Below are 14,726 nucleotides of genomic sequence, written 5' to 3' on the forward strand. Positions count from 1 at the left end.
CACACCACACGTATGCATCTCTCGCAGGACGGCGCAGCCGGGACCCCCTCGTGGTCCCGGCTGGTCGTCGTGCTGCTCGCGCGTGCCTACCGAGCCGTCTTCCTGACCCTGGCCGCGCTGGCGCTGGCCCCGATGCTCATCCACTGGGGCTCCTACGTCGTGGAGACGGGCTCGATGCGACCCTCGATCGCCGTCGGGGACGTGGTGCTCGCCCGGCCGGTGCAGGCGGCCGACACCGTCCACGTGGGCCGCGTCTACGTGTTCGACGACCCGAGCCGCTCCGACGACCGGCTGCTCGTGCACCGCGTGGTCGAGCGCCGCGACGACGGTGACTTCACCTCCGCGGGTGACGCGAACCAGTTCACCGACACCACGCCCGTGCGTGCCACGGACCTGACGGCGCAGGCGATCCTGCTGGTGCCGTTCGTGGGCCTCCCCGTCGTCTGGCTGGGATCCGGGCAGTGGCTGCCCCTCGCGGCGTGGTTGCTGCTGACCATGTCGGCCTTCGGCCTGGCGACGTTGCGCGCGGGCAGCGACCGGCCGCCACGGGACCGCCTGCGTCGCCGCACCAAGGGCGTGCGCCAGCCCGGCCCTGCGCCGAGCCCGGTCACGGTCGCGCGGACCGCGCTCGCTCCCACGGCCGTCGGGGTGGCGCTGCTCTTGCTCGGGGCGACGCCCATGACCGTCTCCGCGGGGTTCACGGCTCGCTCGGCCAACGGCTCCAACTCCTGGACGGTGGGCACCTGGGTCCAGGAGTACGTCGGCGCCGTGCTCACCGACCAGCCGTTCGGTTTCTGGCTGCTCGACGAGTCCAGCGGGTCGCCGTACGCCGCCGACCGGTCCGGGCACAACCGCACCGGCCAGTACTACGGCGCCCTCACCCTGGGCCGTCCGGGCGGCCTGCCCCGCAACCCCGGGACGGCGGTCGGTGTGGCGGGCGGCCGGGTCGTGCTCGGACCCACGTTCGTCGCCTCGCCTGCGACGTACTCCATCGAGCTGTGGATGCGCACGACCTCGACGGCCGGCGGCTATGTCGCAGGCTTCGAGGACGACCGTGACGACAACTGGCGCGGAGCCGACGCCGACCGGATCGTGTTCCTCCAGCCCTCCGGACAGCTGACCTTCGGCCTCTGGAGCAACCGCTCGACGAGCATCACCACTCCGCGCGCCTACAACGACGGCGTGTGGCACCACGTGGTCGTGACCAGCACGTCTGCGCGGTCATCGGTGGTGTACGTCGACGGCGTCGCCGTCACCAGCGGGACCACCTCGCCGGTGAACAGCTACCCGGGTTACTGGCGGATCGGCCAGGGCAGCACGGGCAACCAGAACGGGGTCAGCTCGTCGTTCCCCGGCGACCTCGACAACGTCGCGGTCTACCACTCGGTGCTGTCACCGACTCGCGTCGCCGCCCACTGGGCTGCCCGCTGACGTGAGGTCGACGGCACCGGGCAGGTCCACGGTGAACCACGGCAGCATCAGCTGGGTCAGCGGTCCGATGAGTACGGCGTAGAGCACGGTCCCGACGCCCAGCACACCGCCGAGCGCCAGGCCGAGCACCACGACCAGCACCTCGAGGCCGGTGCGCACCAGTCGCAGCGAGAGCCCGGTGCGGCGCGCGAGCCCGGTCATCAGGCCGTCGCGCGGCCCGCGGCCGAACTGCGCGCCGATGTAGAGCGCACTGGCCATGCCGCACAGGGCGACACCGCCCAGGGCCAGCGCGATCCGCGCGACCATCCCGTCGCCGGGGGCGAGCACGGCCAGCGTCGCGTCGGCGGACATGCCCACGATGAAGGCGTTCGCGATGGTGCCGATGCCGGGCTTCTCCTTGAGCGGGATCCAGAAGATCAGCACGATGAAGCTGAACAGCACCACGGCCTGGCCGATCGTCATCGGCACGTGTCGGATGAAGCCGGAGTGCAGCACGTCCCACGGCGCCAGGCCGAGCGCCCCGCGGAGCATCATGGCCAGCGAGACGCCGTACAGGACGAGGCCGATCAGCAGCTGCGGCACCCGGCGACCGAGGCGACCGGCGCGCAGCTGCGCGATCGGGCCGAGGTCGACGAGGGCGGTGGGGGGACGCACGCCAGCCGTGCCGGAGATGATGCTCATGGACTCATTCTCCGACAGATTGGCCTTCTCTTCGATAGCCAATCGTGGAAGAGTGGTCTGCATGACGCGCACCATCAGTGCTTCCCGAGTGGCCACTCTCGTGGGTCCGCTGTCCGGCGACGAGCGGCCCCTCTACCTCGAGCTGGCCGAGGGCCTGCGCCTGCTGATCGGCGAGGGACGCATCCCGGCGGCCACCCGCATGCCCAGCGAGCGCGAGCTCACCACCGCCCTCGGCGTCAGTCGGACCACGGTGACGCGGGCCTATGCCGAGCTACGGGACCGGGAGTACGCCGAGTCGCGCCGCGGCTCCGGCACCGTGACCCGGCTGCCGCTGCACGCGACGTCGGTGACCGACCGCATCTTCGCCCCGTGGTCGCAGGACCCCGACGTCGTCGACCTCAACTGTGCGGCGCCCAGCGCCCCGGCGGGCGTCGCGGCGGCCTACGAGGCAGCGGTGGCCGAGCTCCCGCCCTACCTGTCCAACCACGGCTACTACCCCGCCGGGCTGGCCCGGTTGCGCGAGGTGGTCGCCGAGACCTATGCCGAGCGGGGGCTCCCGACGTCCCCCGAGCAGATCATGATCACCAGCGGCGCGCTGGCCGGCGCCGCGGTGGTCGCGCAGGCCCTGACGTCGCCCGGCGACCGGGTGGTCGTCGAGGACCCGGTCTACCCCAACGCCACGCAGGCGCTCGGCCACCGCAGCGCCCGGCTGGTGCCGGCGCCCGTCGACCCCGACGGCTGGGACCTCGCCGCGACGGCGGCCATCGTGCGCCAGGCCGCTCCCCGGCTCGCCTACCTGATCCCGGACTTCCAGAACCCCACCGGACTCGTGATGAGTGACGATCAGCGCGCCGAGTACGCCGCCGCGCTGAAGCGCGCCCGGGTCACCCCGGTCGTCGACGAGGCGCACCAGGCGCTGGCCCTCGACGGACAGGCGATGCCGGCTCCCTTCGCCACCCACTCCCCCGGTGCGATCACCATCGGCAGCGCCAGCAAGCAGTTCTGGGGAGGCCTGCGACTCGGCTGGCTGCGCGTGCCCGAGCCGATGATGCCGGCGCTCCTGCAGGCGCGGATGAGCCTCGACCTGGGCGCGCCCCTGCTCGAGCAGCTCGCCCTGGTGCACCTGATCGAGAACAGGCACGCCGTTTGGGCGGCCAACCGCGAGCGGCTCGGCCGGCAACGCGACGTGCTGCTCGACGCGCTCGACACGCAGCTGCCCGACTGGACCTTCCACCGGCCCACAGGTGGGCTGGCGGTGTGGTGCCGGCTCCCCCGGCCCCGCGCGAGCGCGCTGGTCGCCGAGGCCGAGCGGCTGGGCGTGATCGCGGCGGCCGGCCGGGTGTTCGCCGTCGAGGGCGGGCTCGAGCACTTCGTCCGGCTGCCCTGGACGAGGCCGGCCGACGAGCTCGAGCTCGCCGTCACCCGGCTCGCCCAGGCGTGGACCAACCCCGGAGCCGTCGCTCGGACAACCCCGGACCGGTTGACGGTCGCCTGAATCCGCGGCGCCCACGGTCCGGCCTGAGCCCGCCGGGTAAAGAAAGATGCGAGTTCAACCAATCCCCTGCGCGGCCCCGCACTGCGACATACCTTCGCAGCGTCTGGCCGATGGAGCCAGCACCAGCTCACACACCCTTGGGGGACCCAGCATGAAGTTGAACCGCACCACGGCCGTCGCGCTCGGCGCAGCCGTCCTCGTCAGCGGAAGCTTCGGCGTCGCCGCGGCTGACGACGTCACCCGGCTGATCAGCAGCAAGCACATCAAGGACGGCTCGATCCAGGTTAAGGACCTGACCGACGGCGCACAGGAGAAGCTCTCCGGTGAGGACGGCACGAACGGGGCCGTCGGGCCCGCGGGTCCTGCCGGCGCCAAGGGCGACACCGGCGCGAAGGGCGCTGACGGTGCCAAGGGCGAGACCGGCGCAATCGGTCCGGCCGGCGCAGTCGGTCCTGCCGGCGCCAAGGGCGAGGCTGGCGCTGCCGGCGCTGCAGGCGCGAAGGGTGACACCGGCGCTCCCGGTGCCCCCGGCGCGAAGGGTGACACCGGTGCTCCCGGTGCTCCCGGCGCTCCCGGCGCAGTCCTGGTCGACCTCGGCCCGGCCGCCAGAACGGCTGACGTGAACGTCGTCAACATCGGTGGTGGGTTCAACGAGGCCGGCCGCGGCGCCACCCAGGTATCGACGTTCACCCTCACCCAGGGCACCTATCTCCTGTCGTCCGACGCATTCTTCATCTCGAAGCCCTTGACGACGACGTCGGGCCTGACCCGGCTGCAGCTGGCGATCCGGGGCGTGGACGGCTCGACGTTCGGTTCCGACCTCGGCACCTGCTTCACCGGCCTGGCCTCGACACTCGCCCAGCGCGAGGCGACCTGCAACACCACTCGCATCGTGCGCGTTGACGTGCCCAGCCTTGTTGTAAACGTCAAGGCCTTCGGCTACGCCGACGACCAGGGCCAGGCCGACTCCGGCAAGTTCAACGTCACCACGAACATCTCGGCCCTCAAGATCGGCTGACGCAACACCAACAAACAGAACCGCCCGGCGAGCACTGCTCGCCGGGCGGTTCTGTTTGCTGTGTCGAAAGAAGTGCTCAGACCAGGTCGGCAGCGCGGACGGACACCGCGTTGATCGCCGTCTCGATCTCGGCGAGCGTCTCGGCCGGGATCACGGAGTCGACCGACAGGGCGACCAGCGCCTCGCCGCCCTTGTCCGTGCGCGAGACCTGCATGCCGGCGATGTTGACACCGGAGGCACCGAGGATGCCGCCGACGGTGCCGACCATGCCCGGCCGGTCGGCGTAGGTGAAGAACGCCAGGTGGTCGGTGGGCTCGATGTCGATGTCGAAGCCGTTGACCTCGACGAGGCGCTCCTTCTGGGAGATGCCGACGAGCGTGCCGCTGACCGAGATCTGCGAGCCGTCGGCCAGGGTGCCGCGGATCGTGATCAGGTTGCGGTGGTCGGGGCTCTCCGGGTCGGAGACGAGGCGTACGGCGGTTCCCCGCTCGGCCGCCAGCAGCGGCGCGTTCACGTAGGAGACCTGGTCCTCGACGATGTCGGTGAAGACACCCTTGAGGGCCGCGAGCTCGAGCACCTTCACGTCGAACTCGGTGATCTCGCCCCGGACCTCGACGTCGATCTGCTGGGCGACCTCGCCGGCCAGGGCGGTGAAGACCCGGCCGAGCTTCTCAGTGAGCGGGATGCCGGGACGGACGTCCTCGGCGATGACGCCGCCCTGGACGTTGACGGCGTCGGGAACGAGCTCACCCGACAGGGCCAGGCGCACGGACTTGGCGACGGCGATGCCGGCCTTCTCCTGGGCCTCGTCGGTCGACGCACCGAGGTGGGGCGTGGCGACGACGTTCTCCAGCTCGAAGAGCGGGCTGTCGGTGCAGGGCTCCTTGGCGAACACGTCGAGGCCGGCGGCAGCGATCTGGCCGGTCTTCAGCGCGTCGTAGAGGGCGGCCTCGTCGACGATGCCACCGCGGGCAGCGTTGACCAGCACCAGCGAGGTCTTGGCCTTCGCGAGCTGCTCGGCACCGATCAGGCCCACGGTCTCGGGGGTCTTGGGCAGGTGCACGCTCATGAAGTCGGCCTCGGCCAGGAGGGTGTCGAGGTCGACGAGACGCACGCCCATCTGCGCGGCGCGGCCAGCCTGGACGTAGGGGTCGTAGGCGATGACCTTCATGCCGAAGGCGCTCAGGCGCTGGGCGACGAGGACGCCGATGCGACCGAGACCGACGATGCCGACGGTCTTCTCGTAGAGCTCGATGCCGGTGTACTTCGAGCGCTTCCACTCGCCGTTCTTCAGCGCGGCGTGGGCCGGGCTGACGTGGCGGGCGGCGGCCAGCATCAGGGCGACGGCCAGCTCGGCGGCGGAGACGATGTTGGACGTCGGGGCGTTGACGACCATGACGCCGGCCTGCGTGGAGGCCTTGACGTCGACGTTGTCGAGACCGACGCCCGCACGGGCGACGACCTTGAGCTTCTTGGCGGCGGCGAGCGCCTCGGCGTCGACCTTGGTGGCCGAGCGCACGAGGATGGCGTCGACGTCGACGATGGCGGCGAGCAGCTCGGCGCGGTCGGCGCCGTTGCAGTTGCGGATCTCGAAGTCGGGACCGAGCGCCTCGACGGTGGCGGGGCTCAGTTCTTCGGCGATGAGTACGACAGGCTTTGAAGTCACAGCGGAGTTCCTCGATGTGGGTGATCGATGAGGGCCTGCACGACGCTGTGCACGGCCAGCCTACAAGGTGTGGGCGTCAGATGGCACAGCCGTCCGGTCCGCAGGCATCGCCGCTCGCGAGCATCTCCACGACCGGGTGCGACTCCGACCAGGCCCGCTCCAGCACCTGGGTGAACGCCTCGGCCGGCTGGGCTCCGGAGACGCCGAACTTGTTGTCCACCACGAAGAACGGGACCCCGGTCGCGCCGAACGCCTGAGCCTGCTCGATGTCGGCCCACACCTCGTCGGCGAACTCCGTGCTGCCCAGCACCCGGTCGACGGCTGCCGCGTCCAGACCGGCCTCAGTGACGATCGAGCGCAGCTCACCGTGGTCGGCGACGTTGCGGGCGTCGATGAAGTACGCCGACAGCAGCGCCTCCTTCACCCGGCCCTGCAGCTCCGGTCCGCCGTCGTGGAGCGCGAGGTGGACGAGCCGGTGGGCGTCCATGGTGCCGACGCGCTTCGACTCGTGGTGGCGCCAGAGCATGCCCTCCTCGGCCGCGGCGGCCTCCACGCGGTCGATCATCGTGCGTCCGGCGTCCGGCCCACCGCCGTACTTGCGGCCCAGCGCCTCGGCGACGGTCTCCACCGGGGTCGTGGGAGCACCCGGGTCGAGCTGGTAGGAGTGCCACACCACCTCGACCTCGTCGGCGTGCTCGAAGGTGCTCAGGGCCGTCTCGAGGCGGCGCTTGCCGATGTAGCACCACGGGCAGACCACGTCGGACCAGATGTCGATGCGCATGTGGGCAGCAACCTCGCTCAGCGCGGAGATGTTCCCGCGACGGCGGCGGCGATCGGTGTGTCACCTGACACGAGGTTCCACTGGGCACCGATCCCGGCGTCGGAGTCGAGGACCTCGGCGAGGACCGCCGCCACGTCGGCGCGCGGGACCTCGGCCCGGGCGACGTCCTGACCGAGCTCGACCAGGCCCGTGGCGTCGCCGTCGGTGAGCATCCCGGGGCGGATGATCGTCCACTCGAGCCCGCTGTCGCGCAGGGCCGTGTCGGCGTCACGCTTCGCGTCGACGTACGCACGCCAGACCGGGTTGGCGTCTGCGGCGACCGGGTCGTCCACGTTGATCGCGGAGACCTGGACGAAGCGGCTGACGCCGGCCTGCCGAGCGCCCTCGATCGACTTGAGCGACCCCTCGAGGTCGACCGTCCGCTTGCGCTCGATGTTGCCGTCAGGGCCGCCGCCCGCGGCGAAGACGACTGCTCGGGCGCCCTCGAAGGCGGCGCCGAAGTCCTCCGCTGTGCTGTTCTCGATGTCGAGCAGGCGCACCTCGGCACCCGCTGCCTCGAGCCGTGGACGGTGCTCCTCGGAGCGCACCAGCGCGACCGGGGTGTGGCCGCGCTCCACCAGCAGGGGGTGCAGCAGGCGGGCGATCTGGCCGTTTCCTCCGACGATGGCGATGCGAGTCATACCGGCCACAGTGCCACGACGCCGGTCAGACGTTTTCCTGGCGAGCGACGGTGGCTCGACGGGCGACCAGGGTGACGGCGAACGAGAGGCCGAGGGCGAGCAGCACGCCCAGGTTGGCGTAGGCCCAGGGGCCGTCCCAGTAGGGCCCGGCCGGGTCGTCGACGTAGGTCCCCAGGCCCAGCGGGCGCAGCAGGAAGCCCTGCCAGTTGTTCCAGGACGCGTCGGTCGCGAACGAGTTGACGACCAGCCCCCAGCCGAGCACGGAAGCCCCGATCATCGTGCCGATCGAGGTCCAGTCGAAGGCGCCGTAGCGCCCGGTGGCGTCGAACAGCGCCTCGTCGTCGTAGTCGCGCCGGCGCAGGAGGATGTCGGCGATCATGATGCCGGCCCAGGAGGCGAGCGGGACTCCCAGCGTGATCAGGAAGCTCTGGAACGGCCCGAGGAAGTCGGCGGCGAAGAAGACGACGTAGATCGTGCCGAGGGTGAGGAGCACGCCGTCGACGCCGGCCGCCTGCGGGCGCGTGAGCTTCACTCCGAGCGACAGCAGGGTCAGGCCCGAGGAGTAGATGCCGAGCACTGCCCCGCTCACGAGCGCCAGGATCGCGGCCAGCAGGAAGGGCACGAGGAACCACGTCGGCAGCGCCCTGCCCAGGGTGCCGATCGGGTCGGCGACGATGCCGGCCGCCAGGTCCGGCGACGAGCCGGCGAGCAGGAGTCCGAAGAGCACCAGCAGGACCGGCGCGATCGCACCGCCGAGCGTGTTCCAGCCAACGATCGCGGCACCGCTGGCCGAGCGTCGCTGGTAGCGCGACCAGTCGGCCGCGATGTTGATCCAGCCCAGGCCGAAGCCGGTCATCACCATCACGAGCGCTCCGACCATCTGCTGGACGCTGCCGTCGGGGATGGCGGTGACCTCGGACCAGCGCACTTCGTCCAGGGTCAGCGCGAGGTAGATGATCGTGGCGATGCCCGTGATCCAGGTCAGCCACGACTGCATCTTCATGATCACGTGGTAGCCCGCCACGCTGGCGGAGACGATGAGCGCCGCGACCACGACGGTGGCCACCACCTTCGTCATCGTCCCGGAGGCCCAGCCCAGCTGGTCGAAGATGGTCGCGGTCGCGAGCACGGCGAGGATCGCGAGGAAGGTCTCCCAGCCGATCGAGACCAGCCAGGACACCGCGCCGGGAAGCTTCTGCCCCGTCACGCCGAAGGCCGCCCGGCTCAGGATCATGGTGGGGGCGGATCCGCGCTTGCCGGCGATGGCGATGACGCCGCACAACGCGAACGAGATGACGACCCCGACCACCGTGACGACGGCCGCCTGCCAGAAGGAGATGCCGAAGCCGAGCACGAACGACCCGTAGCTGATGCCGAAGACGCTGACGTTGGCCGCGAACCACGGCCAGAACAGGTCCCGCGGCCTGGCGGTCCGGTCGGCCTCGTCGATGATCTCGATGCCTGTCTGCTCGACGCCGAGTCGTCGGGTCGCTGCCAGAGTGCTGTCGCTCATGACCTCATGATGCACCCGCCCCGCCGCAGGCGTGCTCAGGGTGACCCCTGTCCCGGCTCAGGGTCGGGCGGGGGTCGAGTGGGGGCAGGGCGGGGGTTGCCACCCGATGTGGCGGAAGGTGGCCGGCCAGCAGAGTGGCGACCATGATCACCGTTGACTCACTGACCCGGAGGTACGCCGGCTTCACCGCCGTCGACAACGTCTCCTTCACCGCCCAGCCCGGCCGCGTGACCGGCTTCCTCGGCCCGAACGGCGCTGGCAAGTCCACCACGATGCGGGTGATGGTCGGGCTCACCGTCCCCACGTCCGGTTCGGCCACCATCGACGGCATCAGGTTCGCCGACCTGCCCAATCCCGGCCTCGAGGTCGGCGTCCTGCTCGACGCCTCCGCCCAGCACGCCGGACGCACCGGGCGGGAGACCCTCACGGTGGCTGCCGACACGATGGGCCTGCCCCGCACGCGGGTCGACGAGATGCTCGAGCTCGTCAGCCTGACGCCCACCGAGGCCAAGCGGCGGGTGCGCAACTACTCGCTCGGCATGCGCCAGCGCCTCGGGATCGCCACCGCGTTGCTCGGCGACCCGCGCGTGCTCATCCTCGACGAGCCGGCCAACGGTCTCGACCCGGCCGGCATCCGCTGGATGCGCGACCTGCTGCGCAGCTATGCCGACAAGGGCGGCACGGTGCTGCTCTCCTCGCACCTCCTGCACGAGATCGAGGTCATCGCCGATGACCTCGTCGTGATCGGCAACGGCAAGATCGTCGCCTCCGGCACCAAGGAGGAGCTGCTCGCAGCAGCGGGCACCCTCGCCCGCTCGACCTGGCCGCGCGACCTCGCCCACGCCCTCGAGCAGGCCGGCATCGCCAGCACGCTCGCCGGCGACGGCTCGGTCCGCACCGACGCCGATCCTGCCCAGGTGGGCGCGGTGGCACTCGCCGCCGGCATCGCCCTCACCGAGCTCCGCTCCGCCGAGGGCGCGGGCCTCGAAGACATGTTCCTGTCGCTCACTGCCGACACCCAGCGCGAAGGAGTTGCGGCATGATCGCCACGACCGTCTCCCCCACGACCAGCACCGATGCGTCACGCTCGTTCCCGGTGCGCGAGCCCGCCCGCGCCATACCGATCACCCGCCTGGTCAAGGTCGAGCTGCGCAAGATGTTCAACACCCGCTCGGGCTTCTGGATGCTCGTCAGCATCGGCATCCTGTCGCTGCTGGCGACCGGCGCCGTGATCATCTTCGCGCCCGACAACGCCGTGACCTACGAGAACTTCGCGACGGCGATCGGGTTCCCGATGTCGGTGATCCTGCCGATGATCGCGATCCTCGGTGTGACCAGCGAGTGGAGCCAGCGCAGCGGGCTCACGACCTTCACCCTCGTGCCGAGCCGCGGCCGGGTGATCAACGCCAAGGCGACCGCGACCTTCCTGGTCGGCCTCGTCTCCATGGCCGTCGCCTTCGCCGTCGGCGCGCTGGGCAACATCGTCGGCTCCGCCCTCGCCGGCGTCGACACGGTGTGGGACGTCTCGCTCGCGACGGCGCCGCAGATCGTGCTCGGCAACCTCGTCGGTATGGCGATCGGCTTCACGCTCGGTGTCGTGCTGCGAAGCTCCGCGGCGGCCATCGTCGGCTACTTCGTCGTCTCGCTGGTGCTGCCGGGGATCCTCGCCCTGCTCGCCCAGGTGCGGGACTGGTTCGCCGACCTGCAGCCCTGGATCGACTGGAACTACACCCAGGTCAACCTGTTCGAGGGAGCCACCGACACCGCCAAGGAATGGGCCATGCTCGGCTCGACCACCGCGATCTGGATCGTGCTGCCGCTGATCGTCGGGCTGCTGTTCCTGCGCCGCTCCGAGGTGAAGTGACCGGTCACGAAGTCACCTGAAATACGCGCCGACCGGGCACAGAGTGTGAACTTTGTGCCCGGTCGGCGTTGTTCGTGCGTGACTGTGTGACGGGTCAGCGAGCCGCGGAGCCCTCGGTGTAGTCCGAGTCCTCCTGCTTCCACGCGAAGTGGGAGCGCAGCGTCTTGCCGGTGGCCTCGATCGAGTGCGCGGCTTCCTTCTCGCGCAGCTCGAGGAACTCCGTGCCGCCGTTGTCCTGGTCGTCGATGAAGCGCTTCGCGAAGGCACCGGACTGGATGTCGTCGAGGATCGACTTCATGCTGGCCTTCACCTCGGGGGTGACGACGCGCGGGCCGGAGACGTAGTCGCCGTACTCCGCCGTGTCGGAGACCGACCAGCGCTGCTTGGCGATGCCGCCCTCCCACATGAGGTCGACGATGAGCTTGAGCTCGTGGAGGACCTCGAAGTAGGCGATCTCGGGCTGGTAGCCGGCCTCGGTCAGGGTCTCGAAGCCCGCCTGGACGAGGTGGGACACGCCGCCGCAGAGGACAGCCTGCTCACCGAACAGGTCGGTCTCGGTCTCCTCGGTGAAGGTCGTCTTGATGACACCGGCGCGGGTGCCACCGATGGCCTTGGCGTAGGACTTCGCGAGGTCCCAGGCGGTGCCGGACGCGTCCTGCTCGACGGCGATGATGTCGGGAATGCCCCGCCCGGCGACGTACTCGCGACGCACCGTGTGACCCGGGGCCTTGGGCGCCACGAGGATCACGTCGACACCGGCCGGCGGCTGGATGTAGCCGAAGCGGATGTTGAAGCCGTGGCCGAAGACGAGGGTGTCGCCCTCGGTGATGTGCGGCTCGATCGACTCGGCGTAGATGTGGCGCTGGAACTGGTCGGGGGCGAGCACGACGATGACGTCGGCCTCCTGGACCGCCTCGGCGACGGAGAGCACGCGCAGCCCCTCGTCCTCAGCCTTGGCGCGGCTCGTGGAGCCTTCCTTCAGGCCGACCCGGACGTCGACGCCGGAGTCGCGCAGGTTGAGCGCGTGGGCGTGACCCTGGCTGCCGTAGCCGATGACGGCGACGTTCTTGGCCTGGATCAGGCTCAGGTCGGCGTCGTCGTCGTAGAACATCTCAGCCACTGGGGGCTCTCCTTCTGGTTGGTGTGTCTGGTTCGAGTGGATTGTGGTTTCGAGACGGTCGCGGAGCGACCTCCTCAACCGCCGAGGGCCGTGGGCGCGGACACCGGGACAGGGCGGATGCTGCGCTCGCTGATCGAGCGCGACCCCCGGCCGATCGCGACCATGCCGGACTGCACGAGCTCGCGGATCCCGAAGGGTTCGAGCACGCGCAGCACGTCGCTGAGCTTGTCGGCGTTGCCGGTCACCTGGATCGTGATGGCGTCGGGAGCGACGTCGACGACCTTGGCGCGGAACAGCTGGACGGCATCGAGCACGGCGCCGCGGGTCTGGGCATCGGCCTTGACCTTCACCAGCATCAGCTCGCGCGTGATCGAGGCAGACCCGTCGAGCTCGACGATCTTGATCACCTCGATCAGCTTGTTGAGCTGCTTGGTGACCTGCTCGAGCGGGGACTCGTCGACGTTGACCACGATCGTCATCCGCGAGACCTCGGAGTGCTCGGTCGGGCCGACGGCCAGGCTCTCGATGTTGAAGCCGCGGCGGCTGAACAGCCCCGCGATGCGGGCCAGGACGCCCGGCTTGTTCTCGACCAGGACGCTGAGCGTGTGGGTTGCCATCAGAGGTCATCCTCGTCGAACTGGGGCGCGAGGTCGCGCGCGTACTTGATCTCGTCGTTGCTGGTGCCGGAGGCCACCATGGGCCAGACCATGGCGTCGCGGTGCACGCGGAAGTCGACGACGACGGGCTGGTCGTTGATCGACATCGCCTTCTCGATCGTGGCGTCGACATCGGCCGGCGAGTCGCAGGCCAGGCCCACGCAGCCGTAGGCCTCGGCCAGCTTGACGAAGTCCGGGATGCGCTTGCTGTGCAGGTCGGTGTTGGAGTAGCGCTCGTTGTAGAAGAGCGTCTGCCACTGGCGCACCATGCCGAGCGACTCGTTGTTGATGATCGCGACCTTGATCGGGATGTCGTTGATCGCGCAGGTGGCGAGCTCCTGGTTGGTCATCTGGAAGCAGCCGTCACCGTCGATGGCCCACACGGTGGAGTCGGGCATGCCGACCTTCGCGCCCATCGCGGCCGGGACGGAGTAGCCCATGGTCCCGAGCCCACCGGAGTTGAGCCAGGTGTTGGGGCGCTCGTAGCGGACGAAGTGCGCGGCCCACATCTGGTGCTGTCCGACGCCCGAGGTGTAGATGGCCTCGGGGCCGGCAATGGCACCGAGCCGCTCGATGACGTACTGCGGAGCGAGCGAGCCGTCGGTCGGGGTGTCGTAACCGAGCGGGTAGTTGGCCTTCACGCCCGAGATGAACGCGACCCAGCCCTCGTAGTCGCCGGTGTTGCCGGCGTCGGCCTCGGTGGCGAGCAGCGCGATCAGCTCGGCGATCACCTCGGCGCAGTCCCCCACGATCGGGACGTCGGCATGGCGGTTCTTGCCGATCTCGGCGGGGTCGATGTCTGCGTGGATGACCTTCGCGTTGGGCGCGAACGAGTCGAGATTGCCGGTGACCCGGTCGTCGAACCTGGCACCCAGGCTGATGATCAGGTCGCTCTTCTGCAGCCCGGCGACCGCGGCCACGGTGCCGTGCATGCCCGGCATGCCGAGGTGCTGCGGGTGGCTGTCGGGGAACGCACCACGCGCCATCAGGGTGGTGACGACCGGGATGCCGGTGGCCTCGGCGAGCTTGAGCAGGCCGGCCGAGGCGCGGGCGCGGATGACGCCGCCGCCGACGTAGAGCACCGGCTTGCGCGACTCCAGGATGAGCCGGACCGCCTCGCGGATCTGCTTGCTGTGCGGCTTCGTCACCGGGCGGTAGCCGGGCAGCTGCAGCTCGGTCGGCCACTGGAACGTGGTCATTGCCTGGAGCGCCGACTTGGCGACGTCGACCAGCACCGGACCGGGGCGACCCGTCGAGGCGATGTGAAACGCCTCGGCGACGATGCGCGGGATCTCGGCGGGGTCGGTGACGAGGAAGTTGTGCTTGGTGATCGGCATCGTGATGCCGCGGATGTCTGCCTCCTGGAAGGCGTCCGTGCCGATCATGGAGGCGCCGACCTGGCCGGTGATCGCGACCAGCGGGACCGAGTCCATGTGGGCGTCGGCCAATGGCGTGACGAGGTTGGTCGCGCCCGGACCGGACGTCGCCATGCAGACACCGACCCGGCCGGTGGCGGCGGCATAACCCTGGGCCGCGTGGCCCGCGCCCTGCTCGTGGCGCACCAGGATGTGCCGGATCTTGGTCGAGTCCATCAGCGGGTCGTAGGCCGGGAGGATCGCTCCACCCGGGATACCGAAGATGTCGGTGGTGCCCGCGCTCTCGAGGGACTTGATCAGGCTCTGCGCACCGGTCATCGGCGCCCCAGCGATCCCGCCCTGCTCTGTCATGGTGAACCTTTGCTTGTGTGACGAATGAAAAAACCCCTCGGCCCGGCGGGCAACGAGGGGAGGACGCGTGAGCAGTCGAGGTGGAAGGCCTCAG

Annotated in this window: 13 protein-coding genes; 5 read left to right on the plus strand and 8 right to left on the minus strand. The window is 70.2% G+C overall.

The annotated features are described in order from the left end of the window. The first annotated feature begins 12 nt into the window (after window positions 1-12). Window positions 13-1,431, plus strand: coding sequence for a LamG-like jellyroll fold domain-containing protein (locus C9J87_RS05460; protein WP_010833779.1), 1,419 nt, complete (start codon window positions 13-15; stop codon window positions 1,429-1,431). Here C9J87_RS05460 and yczE read toward each other — a convergent pair. Continuing rightward, window positions 1,393-2,112, minus strand: coding sequence for a membrane protein YczE (yczE, locus tag C9J87_RS05465; protein WP_036491079.1), 720 nt, complete (start codon window positions 2,110-2,112; stop codon window positions 1,393-1,395). The two genes, C9J87_RS05460 and yczE, sit on opposite strands and share 39 nt — an antisense overlap. A gap of 61 nt (window positions 2,113-2,173) precedes the next feature. Between yczE and yczR the strand changes: the two genes are divergently transcribed. Together yczR and C9J87_RS20410 are read left to right on the plus strand one after the other, a co-directional pair. Beyond that, window positions 2,174-3,607 (plus strand): MocR-like transcription factor YczR, encoded by a 1,434-nt coding sequence (gene yczR, locus C9J87_RS05470; protein WP_107704921.1) that lies wholly within the window; start codon window positions 2,174-2,176, stop codon window positions 3,605-3,607. Window positions 3,608-3,758: 151 nt separating this feature from the next. Then, window positions 3,759-4,625, plus strand: coding sequence for a collagen-like triple helix repeat-containing protein (locus C9J87_RS20410; RefSeq protein WP_269801725.1), 867 nt, complete (start codon window positions 3,759-3,761; stop codon window positions 4,623-4,625). 76 nt (window positions 4,626-4,701) lie between these two features. On the opposite strand, the gene serA is transcribed toward C9J87_RS20410, so the two are convergent. From serA to C9J87_RS05495, 4 genes are all read right to left on the minus strand, one after another. After that, window positions 4,702-6,291, minus strand: a complete 1,590-nt coding sequence (gene serA / locus C9J87_RS05480) for a phosphoglycerate dehydrogenase (protein ID WP_010833782.1) — start codon at window positions 6,289-6,291, stop codon at window positions 4,702-4,704. Window positions 6,292-6,367: 76 nt separating this feature from the next. Beyond that, window positions 6,368-7,072 (minus strand): DsbA family oxidoreductase, encoded by a 705-nt coding sequence (locus C9J87_RS05485; protein ID WP_107704923.1) that lies wholly within the window; start codon window positions 7,070-7,072, stop codon window positions 6,368-6,370. Window positions 7,073-7,089: 17 nt separating this feature from the next. After that, the gene (locus tag C9J87_RS05490; RefSeq protein ID WP_107704924.1) at window positions 7,090-7,752 is read right to left on the minus strand and encodes an SDR family oxidoreductase; all 663 of its coding nucleotides are present in this window, start codon (window positions 7,750-7,752) and stop codon (window positions 7,090-7,092) included. A 25-nt stretch (window positions 7,753-7,777) separates the two neighbouring features. After that, entirely contained in the window at window positions 7,778-9,265 is a 1,488-nt protein-coding gene (locus C9J87_RS05495; protein ID WP_010833785.1) for a purine-cytosine permease family protein, read from the minus strand. 143 nt (window positions 9,266-9,408) lie between these two features. Between C9J87_RS05495 and C9J87_RS05500 the strand changes: the two genes are divergently transcribed. Then, on the plus strand, window positions 9,409-10,308 hold the full coding sequence (locus tag C9J87_RS05500) for an ABC transporter ATP-binding protein (RefSeq protein WP_198652279.1): 900 nt from the start codon (window positions 9,409-9,411) through the stop codon (window positions 10,306-10,308). Then, on the plus strand, window positions 10,305-11,129 hold the full coding sequence (locus C9J87_RS05505; protein WP_107704926.1) for an ABC-2 transporter permease: 825 nt from the start codon (window positions 10,305-10,307) through the stop codon (window positions 11,127-11,129). Before C9J87_RS05500 ends, C9J87_RS05505 begins: the two co-directional genes overlap by 4 nt. Window positions 11,130-11,223: 94 nt before the next feature. Here the strand turns inward: C9J87_RS05505 and ilvC are convergent, their stop codons facing one another. The 3 genes from ilvC to C9J87_RS05520 all read right to left on the minus strand — a co-directional run bounded on the left by ilvC (window position 11,224) and on the right by C9J87_RS05520 (window position 14,707). Continuing rightward, window positions 11,224-12,249, minus strand: coding sequence for a ketol-acid reductoisomerase (gene ilvC / locus C9J87_RS05510; RefSeq protein ID WP_036491084.1), 1,026 nt, complete (start codon window positions 12,247-12,249; stop codon window positions 11,224-11,226). 74 nt (window positions 12,250-12,323) lie between these two features. After that, window positions 12,324-12,866, minus strand: a complete 543-nt coding sequence (ilvN, locus tag C9J87_RS05515; protein WP_010833789.1) for an acetolactate synthase small subunit — start codon at window positions 12,864-12,866, stop codon at window positions 12,324-12,326. After that, the gene (locus tag C9J87_RS05520) at window positions 12,866-14,707 is read right to left on the minus strand and encodes an acetolactate synthase large subunit (protein WP_269634817.1); all 1,842 of its coding nucleotides are present in this window, start codon (window positions 14,705-14,707) and stop codon (window positions 12,866-12,868) included. The genes ilvN and C9J87_RS05520 overlap by 1 nt, the downstream gene beginning before the upstream one ends. Between the last annotated feature and the right edge of the window lie 19 nt (window positions 14,708-14,726).

Source organism: Nocardioides allogilvus (genome assembly GCF_003047285.1).
Taxonomy (GTDB): Bacteria; Actinomycetota; Actinomycetes; order Propionibacteriales; family Nocardioidaceae; genus Nocardioides; species Nocardioides allogilvus.

What these genes read in the sequence shown, in the direction of transcription:
- C9J87_RS05460 (WP_010833779.1), top strand. Translation starts at nt 13, where the DNA reads ATGCATCTCTCGCAGGACGGCGCAGCCGGGACCCCCTCGTGGTCCCGG.
- yczE (WP_036491079.1), bottom strand. Translation starts at nt 2,112, where the DNA reads ATGAGCATCATCTCCGGCACGGCTGGCGTGCGTCCCCCCACCGCCCTC.
- yczR (WP_107704921.1), top strand. Translation starts at nt 2,174, where the DNA reads ATGACGCGCACCATCAGTGCTTCCCGAGTGGCCACTCTCGTGGGTCCG.
- C9J87_RS20410 (WP_269801725.1), top strand. Translation starts at nt 3,759, where the DNA reads ATGAAGTTGAACCGCACCACGGCCGTCGCGCTCGGCGCAGCCGTCCTC.
- C9J87_RS05485 (WP_107704923.1), bottom strand. Translation starts at nt 7,072, where the DNA reads ATGCGCATCGACATCTGGTCCGACGTGGTCTGCCCGTGGTGCTACATC.
- C9J87_RS05490 (WP_107704924.1), bottom strand. Translation starts at nt 7,752, where the DNA reads ATGACTCGCATCGCCATCGTCGGAGGAAACGGCCAGATCGCCCGCCTG.
- C9J87_RS05495 (WP_010833785.1), bottom strand. Translation starts at nt 9,265, where the DNA reads ATGAGCGACAGCACTCTGGCAGCGACCCGACGACTCGGCGTCGAGCAG.
- C9J87_RS05500 (WP_198652279.1), top strand. Translation starts at nt 9,409, where the DNA reads ATGATCACCGTTGACTCACTGACCCGGAGGTACGCCGGCTTCACCGCC.
- C9J87_RS05505 (WP_107704926.1), top strand. Translation starts at nt 10,305, where the DNA reads ATGATCGCCACGACCGTCTCCCCCACGACCAGCACCGATGCGTCACGC.
- ilvN (WP_010833789.1), bottom strand. Translation starts at nt 12,866, where the DNA reads ATGGCAACCCACACGCTCAGCGTCCTGGTCGAGAACAAGCCGGGCGTC.